The sequence below is a fragment of the Microvirga sp. GN3 genome, from assembly GCF_055792825.1.
The window spans coordinates 27005-45230 of the sequence record NZ_JBVVAK010000029.1 but is presented as its reverse complement, the minus strand read 5'-3'; the positions used below and the strand labels follow the sequence as shown (position 1 = coordinate 45230).

Below are 18226 nucleotides of genomic sequence, written 5' to 3'. Positions count from 1 at the left end.
GTGGGCCAAGGACCTATTCCTTGTCGGTGAGGGAGACCCAGTAGCCGGTCTTGTACGGAACCGGCAGGAAGCGCTCATAGAGAACCTTCATGGTCTGCTCAGGGTCCACGTCCTTGAACAGATCCGGGTGCAGCCACTTGGCCATCGCCTGGATGGCGACGAACTGGTAGGGGCTGTTGTAGAACTGGTGCCAGATCGCGTGGACCTTGTTGTCCTTCACCGCCTTGACGCCGGTATAGGCGGGGCGCTTCATCAACGCAGCGAGCTTCTCGCGCGCCTTCGCCTTGTCAGCGCCGGAGCCGACGCCGACCCAGGCGCCGCCGGGAACATAGAGTTCCCAGTTCGAACCCGTGACGATGACCTGATCCGGATTGGACGCTATGATCTGCTCGGGATTCACGACACCGAAGGTGCCGGGAATGATCTTGGCGGCGAGGTTCTGGCCACCTGCGACTTCCACAAACTTGCCGAAATTCTCATTGCCGAAGGACATGCAGCAATCGTCGGAATAACCGCCTGCACGCTCCACCATCACCACCGGCTTCGCCGGGTTGGCCTTGGCGAGGCGTTCGGTCACGAGATCAATCTGCTGCTTGCGGAAGGCGATGAACTCCTCTGCGCGCGCCTCCTTGCCGAACAGCTTGCCGATCAGGCGCATGCTCGCATCGGTGTTCTCGAACGGCTTCTCGCGGAAATCCACGAACACGACCGGGATGTTGATCTTGGCGAGCTTCTCGATGAGCTTGGCGTCGTCGGTCGCCGTCTTCGCTTCGATGTTGAGGAGAATCACATCGGGCTTGAGCGAGACGGCCTGCTCGACGTCGAAGGTGCCCTCCTTGAAACCGCCGAAGGTCGGGATCTTGTCGATCTGCGGGTACTTGGCGAGATAGTCCTTGTAGCCGTCGAGATCGGCCTTCTGCAGATCGTCGCGCCAGCCGACCACGCGCTTGAAGGGCTGATCCGTGTCGAGGGTGGCGACAAAATACATCTGCCGCCCCTCTCCGAGGATTACTTTCTCAGCAGGCGCTTTTACCTCGACTTGGCGACCAGTAATGTCGGTCACCGTGATCTTGTCGGCCGCATGGGAGGGAACGGGCAGGAGCCCGACGAGCGCCATTGCGGCGCCGAAAGCCAGTTTGGAGAGTTGCATAACGCGCCTCGCATCTAGGGAAAGCGTGCCTTCCCTATGTCTCCAATAGTTGCCACGCAAGGAATATCTTTTAGAATTACTATAATGAGGATCAGTATTGGCATAGTTTATAATAATTCTATTCTATAGTTTATAAGAATTATAATTTGACGGCTCGCCGATTTGTGCCTAGAGCAACGCCGAAAATCACCTGCATTCACGGTCCTTCGATGAACTCGAACTACACTCTCCGGGATGAGATCCGCGACTACTGGTCTTTGCGTGCGCCGACCTTCGACGAGCAGGTCGGGCACGAGATATTCACGGAGGCGGAGCGGCAGGCGTGGCGGGATCTTTTTCTGCGCCATCTCGGGACGGGTGAGGGCCGCAGAGCGCTCGATCTCGCCAGCGGCACGGGTGTCATTTCCCATCTGTTACACGGTCTCGGCTTCGACGTCACGGGAATCGACTGGTCGGAGGCGATGCTGAACCAGGCGCGAACCAAGGCGGCCAAGCGCGGTGCCGATATCCGCTTCGTCATGGGTGATGCGGAGCGCACCCTGGAAAAGCCGGATAGCTACGACGTGCTCGTCACGCGCCATCTGGTGTGGACGCTGGTCGATCCGAAGGCGGCCTTCCGCGAATGGCATTCGTTGCTCAAGCCGGGCGGGCGGCTTCTCATCGTCGACGGCGACTTCGTATCGGACACGCTGGTCAAGCGCATGATCCGGTTCGTCGAGAAGCTGGTGCCGGGCTTCGCCGGAAATCCACATGCGCCCAATGCCATGCGCGAAACCCATGAGCGGATCCTGAGTCGTGTCTACTTTTCCAAGGGAGCGCGGGCGCAGGAGGTGGCGGGGCTGCTGCGCGAAGCAGGCTTTGCGCAAACCGTCATCGACCGCGACCTCAAGCCAATCCATCGTGCGCAGGCAAAGAACCTGCCGCTGCTCAAGGGGCTCGAGCGCGCAACGCAACACCGCTACGCGGTTCTGGCGGTAAAAGCCTCCACCTGAAAAGCCATGGCCTCGCGGGCCGGATCGTGCTCTCCTGATGCTCCCGTTATGAAGAGCGCATCGGGAGAAGGCATATGGAACAGGGCCTGATCAAGCTTTTCGTCATCTATGCTGCGCTGACAGGCGGGATCGCGTTCGACGCGCGTGCGCAGCAGAGCTCCGATGGTGATGTCGCCACGCCGGAAGGCCTGCCTGCCATCGGTAAATGGATGCTGACCGCGAAAGGAGTGCCCTCCGACTGGCTCGGCGAGATCTATGAGGGCAAGAACCTGCGCGAGCCGATCAACGTCATCATCATCGATCAGCGTGCCTCATCCGCCGATGACGCGAAGGCGAGGCTGCTGAGTGCCGCCGTCCGTGCCGGATACCCCATCCGGTTCGGTCATTCGACAGGCTACCAGGGCTCGATAGCCGGGCGGCTTTATCCGCAGCTGCCGCAGGGCAGGGACGATGCCTTCTCGAACGATCTCTTCGAGGTCAGCAACAATCACGGCCGCATCTTCGGCCCACATGAATTCGAGCAGGGCTATCTCTTCACCGCAGCCTTCAGCCGCGAGGAGATCGACCCGTTCCGCGATCCGCCACATAGCTATGGTTCGTTCAACCGGGCACGGGACGACTTCACGCAGCGTCTCGATCGGCATACTGACTACGAGGTGAGCCGCTTCGTCGATCTTGGCAACGCGCTGATCGGCAATCCCAAGCTCACGACCGGCGATCACGATGGGATTGCCGTCGTCGTGCGTGTCGGGCCTTGATGTGCAATGTTCCAACGCGAGCATCCAACATCCTCCCCGTTATCACCGGCCCTGTGCCGGTGATCTCGATGGGGCGAGGCGCGGCGTTTCACATGATCGGGATGGCCGGGGCTGAGCCCCGGATCAAGTCCGCGGACTGCCATGACGTGGAGGGTGTCATCCCCGGCGAGCGAAGCGAGGGAAGGGGATCTACGCACACGTTCAGCGCCATGGATTTTCTTTCTCTCCGATGGCTCCGCCATCTCCGGCCAGGAATGACATTGGAAAAACGGGTGCGAGGCTCCTCTAGCCCGCCAGGAATCCCGCGAGCGTTCTTGGATCCACGTTGCCGCCGCTGATGATGATGCCGACGCGTTTGCCCTTGCAGGGCACGACGCCGTGGAGAGCGGCTGCGGCCGCGAGGCAACCGGTGGGCTCGACCACGATCTTCATGCGCTCGACGAAGAAACGCATACCGTCCACCAATTGCGCATCCGACACGGTGAGGATGTCGTCCACGAGGGCGCGCATGATGGGAAAGGTCTTGTTGCCGACATAGGTCGTCTGCGCGCCGTCGGCGATGGTGGCGGGCACGGGAATCTTGACGATGGAACCCGTGCGGAAGGATTGCTGCGCATCATTGCCGGCCTCCGGCTCGATGCCGTATATCCGGCAATCGGGCGAGAGCGCCTTGGAGGCGAGCGCCGAACCGGCGAGCAATCCGCCGCCGCCGACGCAGACGAGCAGCATGTCGAGCGGGCCGACCTCCTCGATCAGCTCTTTCGTCGCGGTGCCCTGGCCGGCGATTACGTCTTCGTGGTCGTAGGGCGGGATGAGCGTCAAGCCGCGTTCCTGCGAAAGCTTGCGCCCGATGGCCTCGCGATCTTCCTTGTAGCGGTCGTAGAGCACCACCTCGCCGCCATAGCCCTTGGTGGCGGCGACCTTCATGGCCGGCGCGTCCTGTGGCATGATGATGACGGTCGGCACCTCCTGCAGCTGCCCGGCATAGGCGATGGCCTGAGCATGGTTGCCTGAGGAGAACGCGACAACCCCGCGCTCCCTCGCGTCGGGGGACAGCCGTGCGATGGCGTTGTACGCGCCGCGGAACTTGAACGCGCCGCCACGCTGGAAATTCTCAGCCTTGAAGAACAGCCTGCCGCCGGTGCGCTCATCGGCGGTGCGGGACGTGAGAACCGGTGTTCGATGGGCCACCCCGTTGATGCGCCACGCCGCTGTGACGACGTCGTCATAGGTCGGCAGGTTCACCGAGGCCGGGGCCACGGGCTCGAAGTTTTGCGGGGTCTGCACGTTCATCGGTCACTCACGCTCTTTTTCGAAGCTTCGGGTAACCCTCGCACCCCCAACCGCGCAAGGCACTGCTTCATTTTTGTCCATACCAAGTGTGCACAATCCTTGTCACCTTTGGGGCTTTTTTTAGAGCCGGGAGGTCTTTTGGATTAGGTTGGGCCAAAGACCATCGCCAACGGAACAGCCCATCCGCTCCGGCCGTTCATGCATATCAAGGCATGACAGGAGGCCTCCGATGGAATTGTGGCAGATGGTGGTAGCGGATCACGCGAATATCGAAGAGCTCTGCCGCGAGGTTTTGCGCGCTACGGGCAGCGGACCGAACAGCCGTGCCGAACTCTTCACCGACCTCCAGGACGAACTGGAGCGCCATATTGCAGCGCAGCAGAACGTGCTCTATCCGGTCCTGTCCGGGCACGAACGCACGGCGGCTTATCTGGCCGATCTTCAGGGCAAGCAGGATGAGATCCTGCGCGAGCTCGACCGGCTCGCCGCCCGCCCCGACAAGAACAGCGCCGATTGGGCGGCGGATTTCAAGGATCTCACCGGCTCGATCCGGCATGCCTTCACGCTCGAGGAAAACGGCGTGATGATCGTCGCCCGCAGCGCTTTCTCGCCGGAAGAGCTCAAACATTTGTGGCGCCGCTACGAGCGCGAGCGCATTGCGTCCTATGAGGCGGAGCGCTGGCATATGCCGCAAGCCATGATGCCGAGCCGCTATGGCTTGCCCACAGGGACTGTGTTCGGCGTTCTCGCAGGGCTTGCTGCCATCGGGGCCGGCGCGCTCCTGTGGAACGCAACCCGCTCTCACCGCCCGCGCCCGCGGCAGACCCGGCCGATGCGCGGGGAGCCCTGGTATCCCGAACCGCGCCCCCTGTCCGAGAGGGGCAGGTTCGAAAGCGACCCGGATCGATTCCGCCGCAGCGCGATGAGACGGTCATCCCCCGAGGCTCGGACATACCGGACGGGTGGCCAACAGGAATCGACCTCGGGCGATGATGCGCTGCTTCACGGTGCCGGCGCGATGCCTCCAGCGGCGGGCGGGAGCCCTTCGGACGACACCTGGTTCTCCTCGGCCCATCCGCCACGCGCGCCATCCGGGATCTCGACCCCGTTGCAGCCGGGTGGAACGATTCCCGCGGGCAGCACCGCATCCTCGGGCGCCCCTCAGACAGGCGGTGTCGATTCATCAGGATCGCCGAAACAGGACGCGCGGTAAGAAACGAATGGCCGGGTCAAGCCCGGACATAACGGCACAGGTTGTCATCCTCAGGCCAAGCGTAGCGGGGGAAGGGGATCCACTCACGGGCTCGGTCGCTATGGATTCCCTTCCCCTTCGCTGCGCTCCGGCCGGGAATGACAGCGTTTGTCCAACTATATCTTGGAGGAAGAGAGACTCCATCTGCTCTCGGTTCTTCTTCGGCCGAGCTATGCTTCCTTTACATTCGTTCCCCAGCGCCGATGCAGGAAGCGCTCCCATGGGGAGAACAGCAGCCGGTCGACGAGGAGGCCGATCACTACGATCACGATCATGATGCCGATGACCTGCTCCATGGCGTTCAACTCGCGTCCGTAATGCAGAAGGTGACCGAGGCCGAAGCCGGTGAGGATCGTCACATAGATCTCCGCCGCCATCAGCGAACGCCAGGCGAAGGCCCAGCCCTGCTTCATGCCGCTGACGAGGAAGGGCAGCGAGGCGGGGAGGATCACCCGTGTCCATTTATGAAAGCCCTCCGACCCCATGGTGCGCGCCGCGCGGGCATAGATCGGCGGAATGTTGCGTGCGCCGTGATCGGTGGCGATAATCACGGACCATACGGTGCCCATGATGACGACGAAGAGCATCGCGCCCTCGGTCTGGCCAAACCAGACGAGGGCGAGCGGCACCCAGCATACACTCGGCAAGGTCTGGAAGCCGAGAGCCAACGCTCCGATGGTGTCTTCGAAAACCTGTGACGTACTGGTCAGAAGTCCCAGTGGCAGGCCGATGAGGACGCCAGCGGCATAGCCGACCAGAAGCCGCTTGAGCGTAACCCAGGTGGATTCGAGAAGCGTTCCGTCGAGCAGTGCAGCCCAGATGTATTCGCCAACGAAGATGGGCGAGGGAAGAAGGACGATAGACCAGCGTCCGCTGCGCACGGCGAGCTCCCATAGGCCGATGAGAACAGCGAAGAAAAGGAGTGCGACGGCCACGCGTTTCATTCGGACACCGTTCCTTTCAAGGTGCCTTTGAGAGCGGATGCAATCGTCGATGTATAGCCGGCAAGGTCGGGGCTGTTGATGTCGCGCGGATGCAGCAGATCGATCTCGAACACTTGCGAGATGCGGCCCGGCGACGGCGACATGAGCACGACGCGATTTCCCAGGCACACCGCCTCGCGCACGTTATGCGTCACGAACACGATGGTCTTGCGGCTCTCCATCCAGATACGCTGGATGTCGTCGTAGAGCTGATCGCGGGTGAGCGCATCGAGCGCGGCGAAGGGCTCGTCCATGAGCAGCACCTGCGGATCAGGCGCAAGCGCGCGGGCCAGCGCAACGCGCTGCTTCATGCCGCCCGAGAGTTCGTGCACATGCGCGCGCTTGAATTTTTCGAGACCAACGAGCTGCAGGAAATGATTGGCGATGTCCTTGCGCTCCGCATGAGTCAGATCCGGCCGCAATTTCAGCCCGAACATCACATTGCCGAACGCATCGAGCCAGGGAAACAGGGCGGATTCCTGGAACATCACGAGACGCTGTCGTCCGGGACCTTCCACGAGCTTGCCGTCGGCGAGCACGCGGCCTGAATCCGGCATGGTCAGGCCCGCCATGATGTCGAGGAGAGTGGACTTTCCGCATCCGCTGGGCCCGATCAGGCAAACGAATTCACCTTCCGTCACGGTAAGGGATACGTTATCCAGCGCCTGCACGGTGGCACGCGATGATGTGAAGCGCTTGGACACGTTCTCCACGAGAAGTTTCGCAGGCGCAGCCGTGATGGAATCCAGACGGGATACCTCCATCAAGGCGCCTCAATCAGGCGTGACAGATCGGGTGTGCCGCGTAAGAAACCGACCTGCTGCGCGCTGGTCACGAAGGATTGGAAGGCTTCCCGTGACGTATCTGGTGTAATCACCATATGGCTCCAGGCACGTGCGACGAGTTCCGGCGACATGTCGAAGCGGAAGGACGCCTGCAATTCCTCGCGGGCGAGACGCTGCGCTTCATCCGGGTTCTTCTGGATCCAGTCGGTGAGCTCGCGATGGGCGACGACGAAGCGTTTGGCGAGATCTCGGTTCCTGGCGAGAAAAGCCGAGCTTGAGACCAGGATCGTGGTAATGGCATCCTTCTCCTCCACCAGCACCCTGCCGCCGGCCTCGGATTCGAGCCGCGAAACCCAGGGCTCCACGGTCCAGACCGCATCGAGTTGCTTGCCCTGGAACAGGGAGAGCTGATCGGGATTGCTGGTGGGCAGAACCTGCGCATCGCCGCCGGTCTGCGTGATGCGCAGTCCGCCAGCCACCAGCCATGCCCGGGCCGCTACGTCCTGTGTGTTGCCGAATTGGGGGGTAGCGATGCGCTTGCCCTTGAAATCGGCGGGCTTCGATAGAGTGGAATCCCCTTGAACCACGAGCGCGGAGCCACCGTTCACGGCACCCGCGATGACACGGATCTCATCCCCCCGGGAGCGGGCATAGGCATTGAGCGCCGGGTTGGGGCCCACATAGGTCAGGTCCAGCGAGTTGGCGAAAATCGCCTCCATGGCGCTAGGGCCGGCATTATAGGTGTACCACTCGATCTTCACTCCAGGCCCGAGCCGCTCACCGAACCAGCCGCGGCCTTGCCGCTCTAAGGCGCGGGCCACCAGGGCCTGCACATGGGTGATGTTGGGAAAATGCCCGACGCGCACCGTCGTGGCCTGCTGTGCGCGAACCGGCGCGTGCGCCACAACCAGTGATAACGCTGACAAGAGAAGAATTCGCCGTCCGTGCCGCATCGGGAGACCTCCAGTGACAACGAAACAAGGCTAGGGGCGCAGGTTCGAAGGTCAATGAAGAGAGATCTATGAGGTGGCCGGTATCACTCTATGCAATTCGGCACGGCGGATTTGCAATGAAACAACACAACCTCGGGGTTCCCCTTATTGTGTCTCCCGTGTGGCGAGATATAGGCTTTTATGAGGCACAAAATAGGAATGGGGGCCTGTATGCGTAAAATCATCACTACATCTGCTGTCGTTTTCTCGCTAATCCTTGGAACTATCGTCCCGGTGCAGGCTCAGCAAAATCCTTTTGGAGCTCTCCTGGGAGGGGCCGGCGGTGCCGCCGTTGGCGCAGCTGTCGGGAGGGGTAAGGCAGGAGGTATCATTGCGGGCGCTCTCGTTGGAGCGGTGCTCGGCCAAATTCTCGCAAATATGGATGCCCCGTCGAAGGCACAGCGCCAGCAGGCAGTGAACACTGCGGTGAAGAAGCCGGCAGGCTCGACGACAACCTGGAAGAGCAAGGAAGCCACCGGCTCCATCAAAGTCGCCAAGGTCGACAAGATGCCCGACGGAAAGACCTGCCGCACGATCCAGGAGACGATCACCTTCCAGGGCAAGCCCTCGACCGAGGAACGTCAAGAATGCGCCTGAGCCTCCCACGTCGCTTGGCGACGGCTGCTCTCGTCGGAGGAGGCTTCTACGGCCTCCTCTCGACCTCTCTCGCCCAGGAGTTCTCGCTCGACGGGTTCCGTACCTGCGCGCGTGCCGACAATGGCAATCATTATTGCAAGACGTCGGCTTCGGCGAACTGGCAGCGGGTCCCTGTCGAGTTCTACAATCGCTTTAAGCAGGCCGAAGCGGAGGCTGCTGCCGGAGGGGGATCGGGCCAGAGCAAGGAGATGCAGGAAATCGCGGATTTCCTGAATGATATCTCGCAATATCTGAAGGGCAGGGCCGCAGCAGGCGGCAGTCCGGCAAACCTCGCCGAGATCGCGAAGAGTGCTGTGGCGACCAAGGCGGCCGTTGACTCTCAAAACCTCGCAGAATCCCGCAAGGGAAAGAAGACGCTTGAAGCGTTCTTCAAGAATGATGCTACCTTCGGCGTCTTCATGAAGGGCCTCGCAGACGAACGGCAGCAGGCCCTCGACCGCCGGATCTCCGAGGCGGCGCTGGAGGCAGGCAAGAATGTCACCTTCATCGAATCCTATATCACCGGTAATATTCTTTCTTCACACACAGCTGAACTCACCAAGTTCGGCGAGCAGTTCGCCAAAGCCCTGAAGGAGCGGAACCTCAACGGTCTTAATCGCGCGAACAACGAGTTCTCCCGTTTCATAGACACGAAAAACCTGAAGGACGACTATCAGTCGGCGATGGTCGTGTGGACGGAGAAGAACACACCGAAGACATCGGAAGATCCCCAGACGGCGCTTGCCCGCCAGCTCGGCATCACCGAGCGCACGCGTTTCCTGATCGATGGAGACAACGAGGAACTGATCTTCCTCTACAACACTGCATCCGGACGCATCGTGAAAAGCCTCAAGGGCGACCTCGTCTTTAAGGACAGAAACCCGTCGATCTGCTTCGCCCAGGATCGCAGCGTCGAGCGGATCAAGGACTTGGAGCGCCTGACTATGGCGCAGATCCAGAGGCAGGAGCTGGATATCCAGGGAGTCAGGATTGCGCATGCGGCCTGCCCGATCGACGCGATGGAAGGCTATGATGTCATCGTCTTCCAGCGCATTGGCCTCCTGTCGCAGGCACCGGGTTATGTTGCATCCGTCGTCCGTAAGGTCGAAACCACCTTCAGCCGGCTGGCGTCGATCCCCGGTCCGGAGGTCGTGAAGGCTCTGCAGAACGAGGTCATGAGTTCGGCTGCCCTCGAGGCCCAGATCCTCAACGGAAAGAGCTCCGGCTTCGGTCTCATTCTCACTAATCCGAGTCAGGGACGTATCTGCCAGACCGTTGCCGAGGATTCCGAGGCACATCGGATCGCGGTTCTGGGCAAAACGAGCACCGTCTTCAACGTTTCGACCGACAACATCACTTTCACCAAGATGTCCCTCGACGATGCCTTTGCGGATTTCCAGACCCGCAAGTGCAACGCGATCTACGCCTCGGCCACGGATCTTGCAGAAATCGTCAAGGCCATGAAGCGTGAGCGTCTCGACTATGTCGTGGCACCGATGTGGGTCGATTCTCTGGAGATCAAGGCCGTTCTCCAGGCTGAGGCTACTCAAATGGCCAATGCCATGGCCAAGGAAGAGGAAGCCCGCAAGGCTCTGCAGCAGGAGGCAGCGATCTTAAAGCAGCGGGCTCTCGACGAGGCCTCTAGGCGGGAGAACATCGAGCGCGATCTGCAGTCTCGCAACCGCTCCTTCGCGCGTGCAGCACAGGATCAAGTTGCAGGCATTGTCGATACGTTTATCGCCGAGGTGAAGGCGAGCGGCGACAAGCGCGGTGACGGTGTCTTCGGCAAGGCCGCTGAGCTCTTCCCGCCGTTTGTGCGCTCCTTCAAGCAACTAATGCGTGATCGTTGGGAACTCGAGACAAAGACCTACTCGGTCGAGGATTTCGGCGATGCGGACTGGAGCAAGCGCAAGGTGGAGGCAGTCGTCGTCCGGGCCGAGTTCGTGCTGCAGAACAGACCTCTTGGGCGGCGGGACACGGTCTGTTTCCTGCTGGGGGCCGTCATCGATGCGGAGTTCACTTACCTCAGGGACGCTTTTACCCTGCCATGCGAAGGTTCTGAGGACGATGTGAAGCGGTGGCAGATCGGTTCCAAGTTCAGCTCCCGTTGGAGAGCCGCTGCCAACTAGGACCTCTTCCGAAGACGAAGAGAGGGTGCTATCGGCGCCCTTTTTCTTTTCAAGGCATATCATCCTATTCAGGTGTCAAAGCGTTGCGATTGCGCGGAAAACCTTGGTTTTCCAACAAAAAACTTGCTTTCGGCAGAAAATCTTAACCGGGCGGTAACCATAAGAGGCGCCGAATAAGCGGTATCACGTGGCGTAAGAAATCCGCGACAGCCTGATCCGCCTCCGCTCTCCGAACATGTTCTGCGGTCCTCCGGGGAACCTGCTGGTGATGCCGTCGCAGGAGCAGCTTTGTAGGGTGAGGAGAACCAAGGATGGCGAAAGTACTTGTCGTGACATCGGGCAAGGGCGGTGTCGGAAAGACGACCTCGACGGCGGCGCTGGGCGCGGCGCTGGCGCAGAGCGGCAAGAAAGTGGCCGTGGTCGATTTTGACGTCGGCCTGCGCAATCTCGATCTGATCATGGGCGCCGAGCGGCGCGTGGTGTTCGATCTCATCAACGTGGTCAAAGGCGATGCGAAGCTCGAGCAGGCGCTCATTCGCGACAAGCGTATCGAGACCCTTCATCTGCTTCCCGCATCCCAGACCCGCGACAAGGACAACCTCACCGAGGAAGGCGTCGAGCGCGTCATCAACGGCCTGCGCGAGAAGTTCGACTGGGTCATCTGCGACAGTCCAGCAGGTATCGAGCGCGGTGCGACGCTTGCCATGCGTCATGCGGATGTCGCTGTCGTCGTGACGAACCCGGAAGTCTCATCGATCCGGGATTCCGACCGCATCATCGGCCTGCTCGATTCCAAGACGGAAAAGGCGGAGAAGGGCGAGCAGGTGGAAAAGCATCTCCTGCTCACGCGCTACGACAATGCCCGCGCTCAACGCGGCGAGATCCTTAAGGTCGAGGATGTGCTCGAGATCCTCTCCATTCCGCTTCTCGCCATCATTCCCGAGAGCACGGAAGTGCTGCGCTCGTCGAATCTCGGTGCACCAGTGACGCTCGGCAGCCCGAATTCCGCACCGGCCCGGGCCTATCTCGACGCCGTGCGCAAGCTACAGGGCGAGACCATCGTCGAGGTGCAGAAGCAGCGCGGTCTCTTCAGCAAACTCTTCTCCCGGAGGGCCGCATGAACCTCTTCAGCTTCTTCAAGCGCAACACATCCGCGCCTGTCGCCCGCGAGCGGCTTCAGGTTCTGCTCGCCCATGAGCGCACCATCGTGGGTGGTGGCGAATCCGATCTCGTGGCCATCCTGCGTGAGGAGATCATGGCGGTGATCGCCAAGCACATGTCGGTTCCGCAGGACAACGTGCAGATCAAGATGGATCGCGGCGCATCCGTATCGACGCTCGAGGTCGATATCGAGATTCCGACAGCCATCGCGGCTGGCATGCGTCCGGCCGCATGATCGCCAAAGCCACCTGGAGCGGCGTGCATTTCTCTTGAAATGCCGACCGCTCCAGTCACCTGCTGCATTGATGCGTCTATTGACTTTGCATCCTCCCTAAGCCGCTCCGGTTGTCCGCTCCGAACGATGCTCTAGTTTTGCTGGAGTTCCGTTTCTCAAAGGAGCGCCTGATGGGTGACGCTTCCTGGCCTGAACTGCCTTATCCCGTCTGGCGGGACACGGCGGCCACGCTGCAGCTCTGGACGCAGATCGTAGGTAAGATCCGGCTGTCGCTCACGCCCTGGCTCAATCACGGCTGGCAGGTGCCGCTCTATGTCACCGCGCGGGGACTGAGCACCTCGACCATTCCCGCCGGCCACGAAATTCTGGAAATCCATTTCGACTTCATCTCCCATCTCCTGCGCGTGCGTACCAGTCGCGGGGACGAACGAGAGCTGCCACTGCAGCCGCAAAGCGTCGCGGATTTCTATTCACGACTCCTCGCCATCCTGAGCGACCTCGGCATCAAGGTTACCATCAACGAGATGCCGAACGAGCTGCCCGATCCAATCCGCTTTTCCGAGGATCGGGTTCACGCTGCTTACGATCGCGATGCCGCGCAGCGCTTCTGGCGAGCGCTCATGCAGGTGGACCGGGTGTTCAACCTCTTCCGCAGCGGCTTCCTGGGAAAATCTTCGCCGGTGCATTTCTTCTGGGGCAGCTTCGATCTCGCGGTGACGCGCTTTTCCGGGCGTCCCGCGCCTCTGCATCCCGGGGGCGTGCCCGGTTTGCCGGACGCTGTCACCCGCGAGGCCTATTCGCACGAGGTCTCGAGCGCAGGCTTCTGGCCCGGCAGCGATGCCTTTCCCCAACCGGCCTTCTATTCCTACGCCTATCCGGAGCCGCCGGGCTTCCGCGACGCCAAAGTCACGCCCGGCGCGTCCTTCGACACTACGCTCGGTGAGTTCATCCTGCCCTATGATACAGTACGCCAGGCGGATGACCCGGATGCAGTGCTGCTCGACTTTCTCGTCACGACCTACAACGCTGCAGCCGATGCGGGCAGCTGGGATCGCGCCGCGCTCGAATGCGCCATCGGCGCGCCTGCGCAGGTACGGGCGATCTGAAAGCAAACTTTCGAAAGGTGATGACGTTGCCCACCCAGGCCCCGGCTGCGTGCAAAAAATCCACACCTATTCAAAATCGCGGTTGAAGCTGCTTTTCAGGTCCTGATTGCCACGCCTGCGCCACATCCCCCGTCTAGCCCTGACCGACATCACGGTTCCGTCGTCGATGAGATGTGCGAGGATCCCATGCAGGTTGGCGATTTGTCCCGAACCCAAACGCCCCGCGAACCGCACGACAACGCGGCCCTTCAGGCCATGCGCGTTCTGCTGGTGATCGGTCTCATGAGCGCAGGGCTGCTGGCCCTGTGGCGGTTCCAGGACTTCGGCGCGACCACTGACGGCATGGTGGCCGTCGCCCCACCGCAGACGATCACCGTAGAGCCGAGACCCGCGCCCCCGCCCGATCGAACCGACCGCGTCCAAGTCGCCGATGCGGATCCATCCGCCCCGATTTCGCTGCTCAGGAACCGGCCGGCCGTTGCCCCTCCACTGGCGGCCGACGAGGAGGATTTTGACGAGACTCTGGTCGAACCCGCTATCGATCGCGCTTCAATCGAGATCTCTCGCGATCAGTCCCTGGCCGTCCTCAAACAATTCGAGGCCACCGTCGGACAAACCTCCCAGAGCAGACCCTCCAAGCCGTCTCCTGCACCTCGCACCGACATGAACCTAACGGGGACCGTGACCCAGCAGGCGAGCTTGGCGCAACCCTCCGTTCCATCCCCAGCTCCGACCTCTGCCCTCGTCGATCTCAACAAAGGCTCTCTCGAGCAGTTGAACACGCTCAAAGGTGCTGGCTCGCTCGGCCGCGCCATCATGAGAGGGCGTCCGTACAAATCCGTGGAAGATCTCGTGAAGAAGCGGGTGGTGCGCCGCACTGCCTACGAGAGGATCAAGGATCAGGTCACCGTTCAGTAGGAAACTTGATCCCACGTGGTGACTGTAAGCGACCGCTTGCCATGCTGTGAGAAAAGGTGCTAAGCAGGTCGCATCTGACAGGGGTGCTCCGTATTGCCGGGGCTGAGATGGCGGCGCGAAGCCGTTGGACCCTCAAGCTGATCTGGGTAATGCCAGCGGAGCGAGGTGACGATGTTTTCCGGCGCACAGATTTCCCTCTACCCGATGACCGACGATTTCGTCGATGTCATCCTCGGCGCTATCGGGGCACTTGAGCCGTACCGTCCCAACTTCAGAATCGAGACCGACGATATCTCGACGCTGATCGTCGGTCCGCCTGAGCAACTCTTTCCGGCCATGCGCGATCTGTTTCTCGCGGCCTCACACCGCGGCGTTCACTGTGTCCTGGCGGCCACCGTCTCGCGCGGCTGCCCGGGCGAGCCCGACGATCCGATCTGCCCGCCGATTGAAGGCTCGAACCACGATCAGCCGCTCGAGGCGCGCATCGCTGCCGCCGTAAGGTTTGTGGAGGCGGCTCCCAAGACCGGCCAGATAGTGGCTGCGCAATTCTCGCTCTATCCGCTCGGCAGCGGACACCACATGGACGAGATCTACGGCTGCATCGAGTTTCTGAAAAAGTCCGGCGTCTTCGATCGCTCGAAGAATTTCTGCACCAAGCTGCGTGGCGATGCGGGCTCGGTCTTCGCGACATTGAGCGAAGCCTTCCTGCGCTTCGGTGCACCGCAGGGCCATGTCGCGCTCGATCTCAAGGTCTCGGCGAACAGCCCGAGCAAAGCGTAATTTTTCGCAAGACTTTCGTCTCACAAAGGAGGTTGCCATGTCCGTGACCCGTGGCTGGACATTGAGGGAGACCCTCATCGTCACCGTGATCGGCGCGGTGTTCGCCGTGCTCTATCTCGGCTGGGTACAGGTGTGGTTGATCGCACAGGCGGCCTTCGGCCCCGTGACGATGGATGTGTTCATGGGCTTCTGGTTCGTCGCCTCGATGGTGGCCGCCGCCATCATCCGCAAGCCGGGCGCCGCCTTTGCGGCCGAAGTGCTGGCAGCCGCCGTGCAGGTGCTGCTGGGAAGTCCTGCCGGATTGCTGCTCATCGTCAGCGGCATCGTCCAGGGTGCAGGCGCGGAAGCGGTCTTCGCCGCAACGCGCTGGCGTAATTATTCGCTGCCGGTACTGATGGCAGCCGGTGTGGGCGCCGCGGTTTTCTCCTTCATCTATACCTGGATCCGGTTCGATTACGGCGCGCTGCAGCCGACGCTGCTCATAGCCATGTTCGCGCTGCGTACCTTAAGTGGCGCTTTGCTCGGCGGTTGGCTTGCGCACATCATCGTGCAGGCGCTCTATAAGACCGGCGCACTCGCGGGCCTTGCGATCGATGTCGAGAAGCGCTCCGCTGCCGCCTGAGTTTGCCGCGGAGTGGCGAGGGGTTGAAGCCCTCTATCCCTTCGCCAAGCACCCTGCGGTCGGGCCTGTAGATCTATCGATCCGGCAGGGCGAGCGGGTTCTCCTGCTTGGCCCGTCGGGCTCCGGCAAGTCCACGCTGCTGCTGACGCTGACGGGACTCATTCCCGACAGCATTCCGGCGGAGGTGAGCGGACAGATCCGCCTCTTCGGTCAGGATATCGGTACGCAGAAGCCGTGGGGCTGGGCTGCACAAGTCGCACAATACTTCCAGGATGCGGATCAGACGCTCTGCGGCATGCGGGTCGAGGACGAGATCGCCTTCGCGCTCGAGAACCGAGCCCTGCTGCCGGAGCGCATCGCGCAGGCGGTCACAGAGGCCATGCGAAAGGTCGGCGTGCCGGAGGAATGGCGCCAGCGTCGTTCCGCACAGCTCTCGGGCGGCGAGCGTCAGCTCGTGGCACTGGCGGCGACCCTCGTGCAGGGGGCACCGCTCTTCGTCGCCGATGAGCCGACCGCGCATCTGGCTCCTGAGGCTGCGTGTCGTCTGCATGCACTGCTGACGAGCGGGGAGGGCGGGCAGACCATCCTCATCGTCGATCACAGGCTCGACGGCCTGATCGAATCCATCGACCGCATGATTGTGCTCGGCCGCGACGGAACAATCATTGCCGAGGGCGAGCCGCGCGCAATCTTTCGCGACAAGCGCGCGCTGCTGCAATCGCACGGCATCTGGTGCCCCGCCGCAAGCGCGCTCGATGCGGAGTTGATGCGCGTCGGCATCGCAGCCCCGGTTGCGCCTCTCTCCATCGAAGAGGCGCTTACGCATCTCGATCCTGTGCGCGCTCCAAATGATCATCTCGATCAGGCCCGCCCGGCCGTCGAGGCCTTCGTCGCCTCTGCCATGCCGTCTATCGTCCTGCGCGACACGCCTACGCTCGTGCAACTGACTCAGGCCGATTGTGCGCCGTTCCTCGGCCCCACGGTGCTGCGCGGCATCGATCTTGCCATCCGCGAAGGCGAGATTCTGGGCGTGCTGGGCCGGAACGGTGCCGGCAAGTCGACGCTGGGCCTTTGCCTCGCCGGTCTCCTATCGTTGAAAGCCGGAAAATGCACAGGTCCACCCGGTGGCTATGCGTTCCAGCGTTCAGAAAACCAGTTCACTGCCGGCACGGTGCGCGAGGAATTGCTCACCGCATTGCCTGTGCGCATGAAAGCGGAGGAGAAGGCGGTTCGCGCCGATGCTGCGCTTGAATCCTGGGACCTTGTGCATCTGGCCAAGAACCATCCGTTCGAGCTGTCGCAGGGCCAGAAGCGCAAGCTCGCGCTGGCCTCGCTCACCCTGTCGGATCGTTGGCCACTCCTCGTGCTCGACGAGCCGATGGCTGGGCTCGATGCGCATGGTGCAGCGCTTCTCACGCAGGAGATCTTGGCGCTACACGAGAAGGGGCGCACCATTGCGCTGATCACGCACGACATGGATCTCGCGTTAAAACTCTGCCCGCGCTCCATCGTGGTCGGAGATGGCGGCATCCTGGCGGAAGGTCCTACGGAAAAGCTGATGCACGATGCAGCGCTTCTTGCCCGCGCTGGGCTCGCCGAGCCTGCATCGCTTGCGGCCATGCGCTGGCTGAAAGCCGTTGCGCCACGGATGGAGGCCGTCGAGATATGCTGAAGGCGCTCAATCCGCTGTCGAAACTTGTGGTCTGCTGTATCTGGCTCCTCGTCGCCGTGCTGGTCTTCGATCCGCGGTTCCAGCTTGCTGCGATCCTGACGCCGGCGCTCGCGCTCGTCGTCTTCAATCGCACCTCACCACTGGTGCTGCTCGCGCTGATGGTGCCGTTTGCCCTGTTCGGCTTCGGTTTTCTCACCACCAGCCTGCTGTTTCGCCAGGAGAGCGACTTCGCGCTGCGCATGGCGAACGAGTCCCTTCTCACATCGCCGGAGTTCTCGGCCGGCATTACCCTGTTCCTACGTGCGCTCGCCTGCGGTATGATCTCCGTATTCTTCGCGCTTACCACCGATCCCGGCCTCTTCGTGCGTGCCCTGATGCAGCACGCCGGATTGCCGCCGCGCATCGGCTATTCGCTGTTTGCAGCCATGCAGCTCGTGCCCGATCTGGCCGGCGAGGCGCAGCAGATGCGGCTTGCTCGCGCCATGAAATCCGGGTGCCGCCTGCGCCGCATCCCGAGCCCATTCGAGCTCATCGGCCTCGTGATCCCGCTCCTCGCCTTCGCTATCCGCCGCGCTGGCCGCACGGCGATTGCCATGGAGGCGAGGGGTCTCAGTCCCGATGCACCGCGCACGATCATGAACGCGCCTGCGTTTTATAAGCGCGACGGGGCTTTTGTCGTCGTCGCGTTAGCGGTGTTAGGACTATGCGGTGTTGGGACGGTTGTCGGCATCTGAGCAGCCATGCTCGCAGACGTGCATTGAA

General features: G+C 61.8%; 18 protein-coding genes. 13 read left to right on the top strand and 5 right to left on the bottom strand.

Features of this window, described 5'->3' with window-relative positions; all coding sequences use genetic code 11:
* Window positions 1–13: 13 nt before the first annotated feature.
* Complete coding sequence (locus ACS5Q1_RS15930) at window positions 14–1117, bottom strand: ABC transporter substrate-binding protein (protein WP_473099157.1); 1104 nt, start codon at window positions 1115–1117, stop codon at window positions 14–16.
* A 242-nt stretch (window positions 1118–1359) separates the two neighbouring features.
* Here ACS5Q1_RS15930 and ACS5Q1_RS15925 point away from each other — a divergent pair, with 242 nt between their 5' ends.
* Both ACS5Q1_RS15925 and ACS5Q1_RS15920 read left to right on the top strand, forming a co-directional pair.
* Entirely contained in the window at window positions 1360–2142 is a 783-nt protein-coding gene (locus ACS5Q1_RS15925; RefSeq protein ID WP_473099130.1) for a class I SAM-dependent methyltransferase, read from the top strand.
* Between the two features lie 74 nt (window positions 2143–2216).
* A complete protein-coding gene (locus tag ACS5Q1_RS15920) occupies window positions 2217–2900 on the top strand; it encodes a hypothetical protein (RefSeq protein ID WP_473099129.1) in 684 nt (227 codons plus the stop codon).
* Window positions 2901–3185: 285 nt separating this feature from the next.
* Here ACS5Q1_RS15920 and ACS5Q1_RS15915 read toward each other — a convergent pair whose 3' ends face one another.
* Window positions 3186–4193: a threo-3-hydroxy-L-aspartate ammonia-lyase gene (locus ACS5Q1_RS15915; RefSeq protein ID WP_473099128.1), complete on the bottom strand. Its 1008-nt coding sequence runs from the start codon at window positions 4191–4193 to the stop codon at window positions 3186–3188.
* Between the two features lie 229 nt (window positions 4194–4422).
* Between ACS5Q1_RS15915 and ACS5Q1_RS15910 the strand changes: the two genes are divergently transcribed.
* Window positions 4423–5406 carry a hemerythrin domain-containing protein gene (locus tag ACS5Q1_RS15910; RefSeq protein ID WP_473099127.1) on the top strand — a complete coding sequence of 328 codons (984 nt, stop codon included), beginning with the start codon at window positions 4423–4425 and terminating at the stop codon, window positions 5404–5406.
* A gap of 209 nt (window positions 5407–5615) precedes the next feature.
* Here the strand turns inward: ACS5Q1_RS15910 and ACS5Q1_RS15905 are convergent, their stop codons facing one another.
* From ACS5Q1_RS15905 to ACS5Q1_RS15895, 3 genes are read right to left on the bottom strand one after another with little or no spacing between them, the layout of a single operon-like run.
* Window positions 5616–6389: an ABC transporter permease gene (locus tag ACS5Q1_RS15905; protein WP_473099126.1), complete on the bottom strand. Its 774-nt coding sequence runs from the start codon at window positions 6387–6389 to the stop codon at window positions 5616–5618.
* Window positions 6386–7192, bottom strand: a complete 807-nt coding sequence (locus ACS5Q1_RS15900; RefSeq protein WP_473099125.1) for an ABC transporter ATP-binding protein — start codon at window positions 7190–7192, stop codon at window positions 6386–6388. The genes ACS5Q1_RS15905 and ACS5Q1_RS15900 overlap by 4 nt, the downstream gene beginning before the upstream one ends.
* The gene (locus tag ACS5Q1_RS15895) at window positions 7192–8166 is read right to left on the bottom strand and encodes an ABC transporter substrate-binding protein (protein ID WP_473099124.1); all 975 of its coding nucleotides are present in this window, start codon (window positions 8164–8166) and stop codon (window positions 7192–7194) included. The genes ACS5Q1_RS15900 and ACS5Q1_RS15895 overlap by 1 nt, the downstream gene beginning before the upstream one ends.
* A 210-nt stretch (window positions 8167–8376) precedes the next feature.
* Between ACS5Q1_RS15895 and ACS5Q1_RS15890 the strand changes: the two genes are divergently transcribed.
* From ACS5Q1_RS15890 to ACS5Q1_RS15845, 10 genes are all read left to right on the top strand, one after another.
* A complete protein-coding gene (locus ACS5Q1_RS15890) occupies window positions 8377–8802 on the top strand; it encodes a hypothetical protein (RefSeq protein ID WP_473099123.1) in 426 nt (141 codons plus the stop codon).
* Window positions 8793–10970, top strand: a complete 2178-nt coding sequence (locus tag ACS5Q1_RS15885; RefSeq protein WP_473099122.1) for a hypothetical protein — start codon at window positions 8793–8795, stop codon at window positions 10968–10970. Before ACS5Q1_RS15890 ends, ACS5Q1_RS15885 begins: the two co-directional genes overlap by 10 nt.
* A gap of 311 nt (window positions 10971–11281) precedes the next feature.
* A complete protein-coding gene (minD, locus tag ACS5Q1_RS15880; protein WP_203440797.1) occupies window positions 11282–12091 on the top strand; it encodes a septum site-determining protein MinD in 810 nt (269 codons plus the stop codon).
* Entirely contained in the window at window positions 12088–12366 is a 279-nt protein-coding gene (gene minE / locus ACS5Q1_RS15875; protein WP_203440796.1) for a cell division topological specificity factor MinE, read from the top strand. The genes minD and minE overlap by 4 nt, the downstream gene beginning before the upstream one ends.
* Window positions 12367–12536: 170 nt before the next feature.
* On the top strand, window positions 12537–13472 hold the full coding sequence (locus tag ACS5Q1_RS15870; RefSeq protein ID WP_473099121.1) for a DUF5996 family protein: 936 nt from the start codon (window positions 12537–12539) through the stop codon (window positions 13470–13472).
* Between the two features lie 186 nt (window positions 13473–13658).
* Window positions 13659–14390 carry a ComEA family DNA-binding protein gene (locus ACS5Q1_RS15865; RefSeq protein WP_473099120.1) on the top strand — a complete coding sequence of 244 codons (732 nt, stop codon included), beginning with the start codon at window positions 13659–13661 and terminating at the stop codon, window positions 14388–14390.
* Window positions 14391–14561: 171 nt separating this feature from the next.
* On the top strand, window positions 14562–15170 hold the full coding sequence (locus tag ACS5Q1_RS15860; protein ID WP_473099156.1) for a YkoF family thiamine/hydroxymethylpyrimidine-binding protein: 609 nt from the start codon (window positions 14562–14564) through the stop codon (window positions 15168–15170).
* Between the two features lie 37 nt (window positions 15171–15207).
* Entirely contained in the window at window positions 15208–15792 is a 585-nt protein-coding gene (locus ACS5Q1_RS15855; RefSeq protein ID WP_473099119.1) for an ECF transporter S component, read from the top strand.
* Window positions 15764–17464, top strand: coding sequence for an ABC transporter ATP-binding protein (locus tag ACS5Q1_RS15850; RefSeq protein ID WP_473099118.1), 1701 nt, complete (start codon window positions 15764–15766; stop codon window positions 17462–17464). Before ACS5Q1_RS15855 ends, ACS5Q1_RS15850 begins: the two co-directional genes overlap by 29 nt.
* Window positions 17458–18198, top strand: coding sequence for an energy-coupling factor transporter transmembrane component T family protein (locus ACS5Q1_RS15845; protein ID WP_473099117.1), 741 nt, complete (start codon window positions 17458–17460; stop codon window positions 18196–18198). The genes ACS5Q1_RS15850 and ACS5Q1_RS15845 overlap by 7 nt, the downstream gene beginning before the upstream one ends.
* The last annotated feature ends 28 nt before the right edge of the window (window positions 18199–18226 follow it).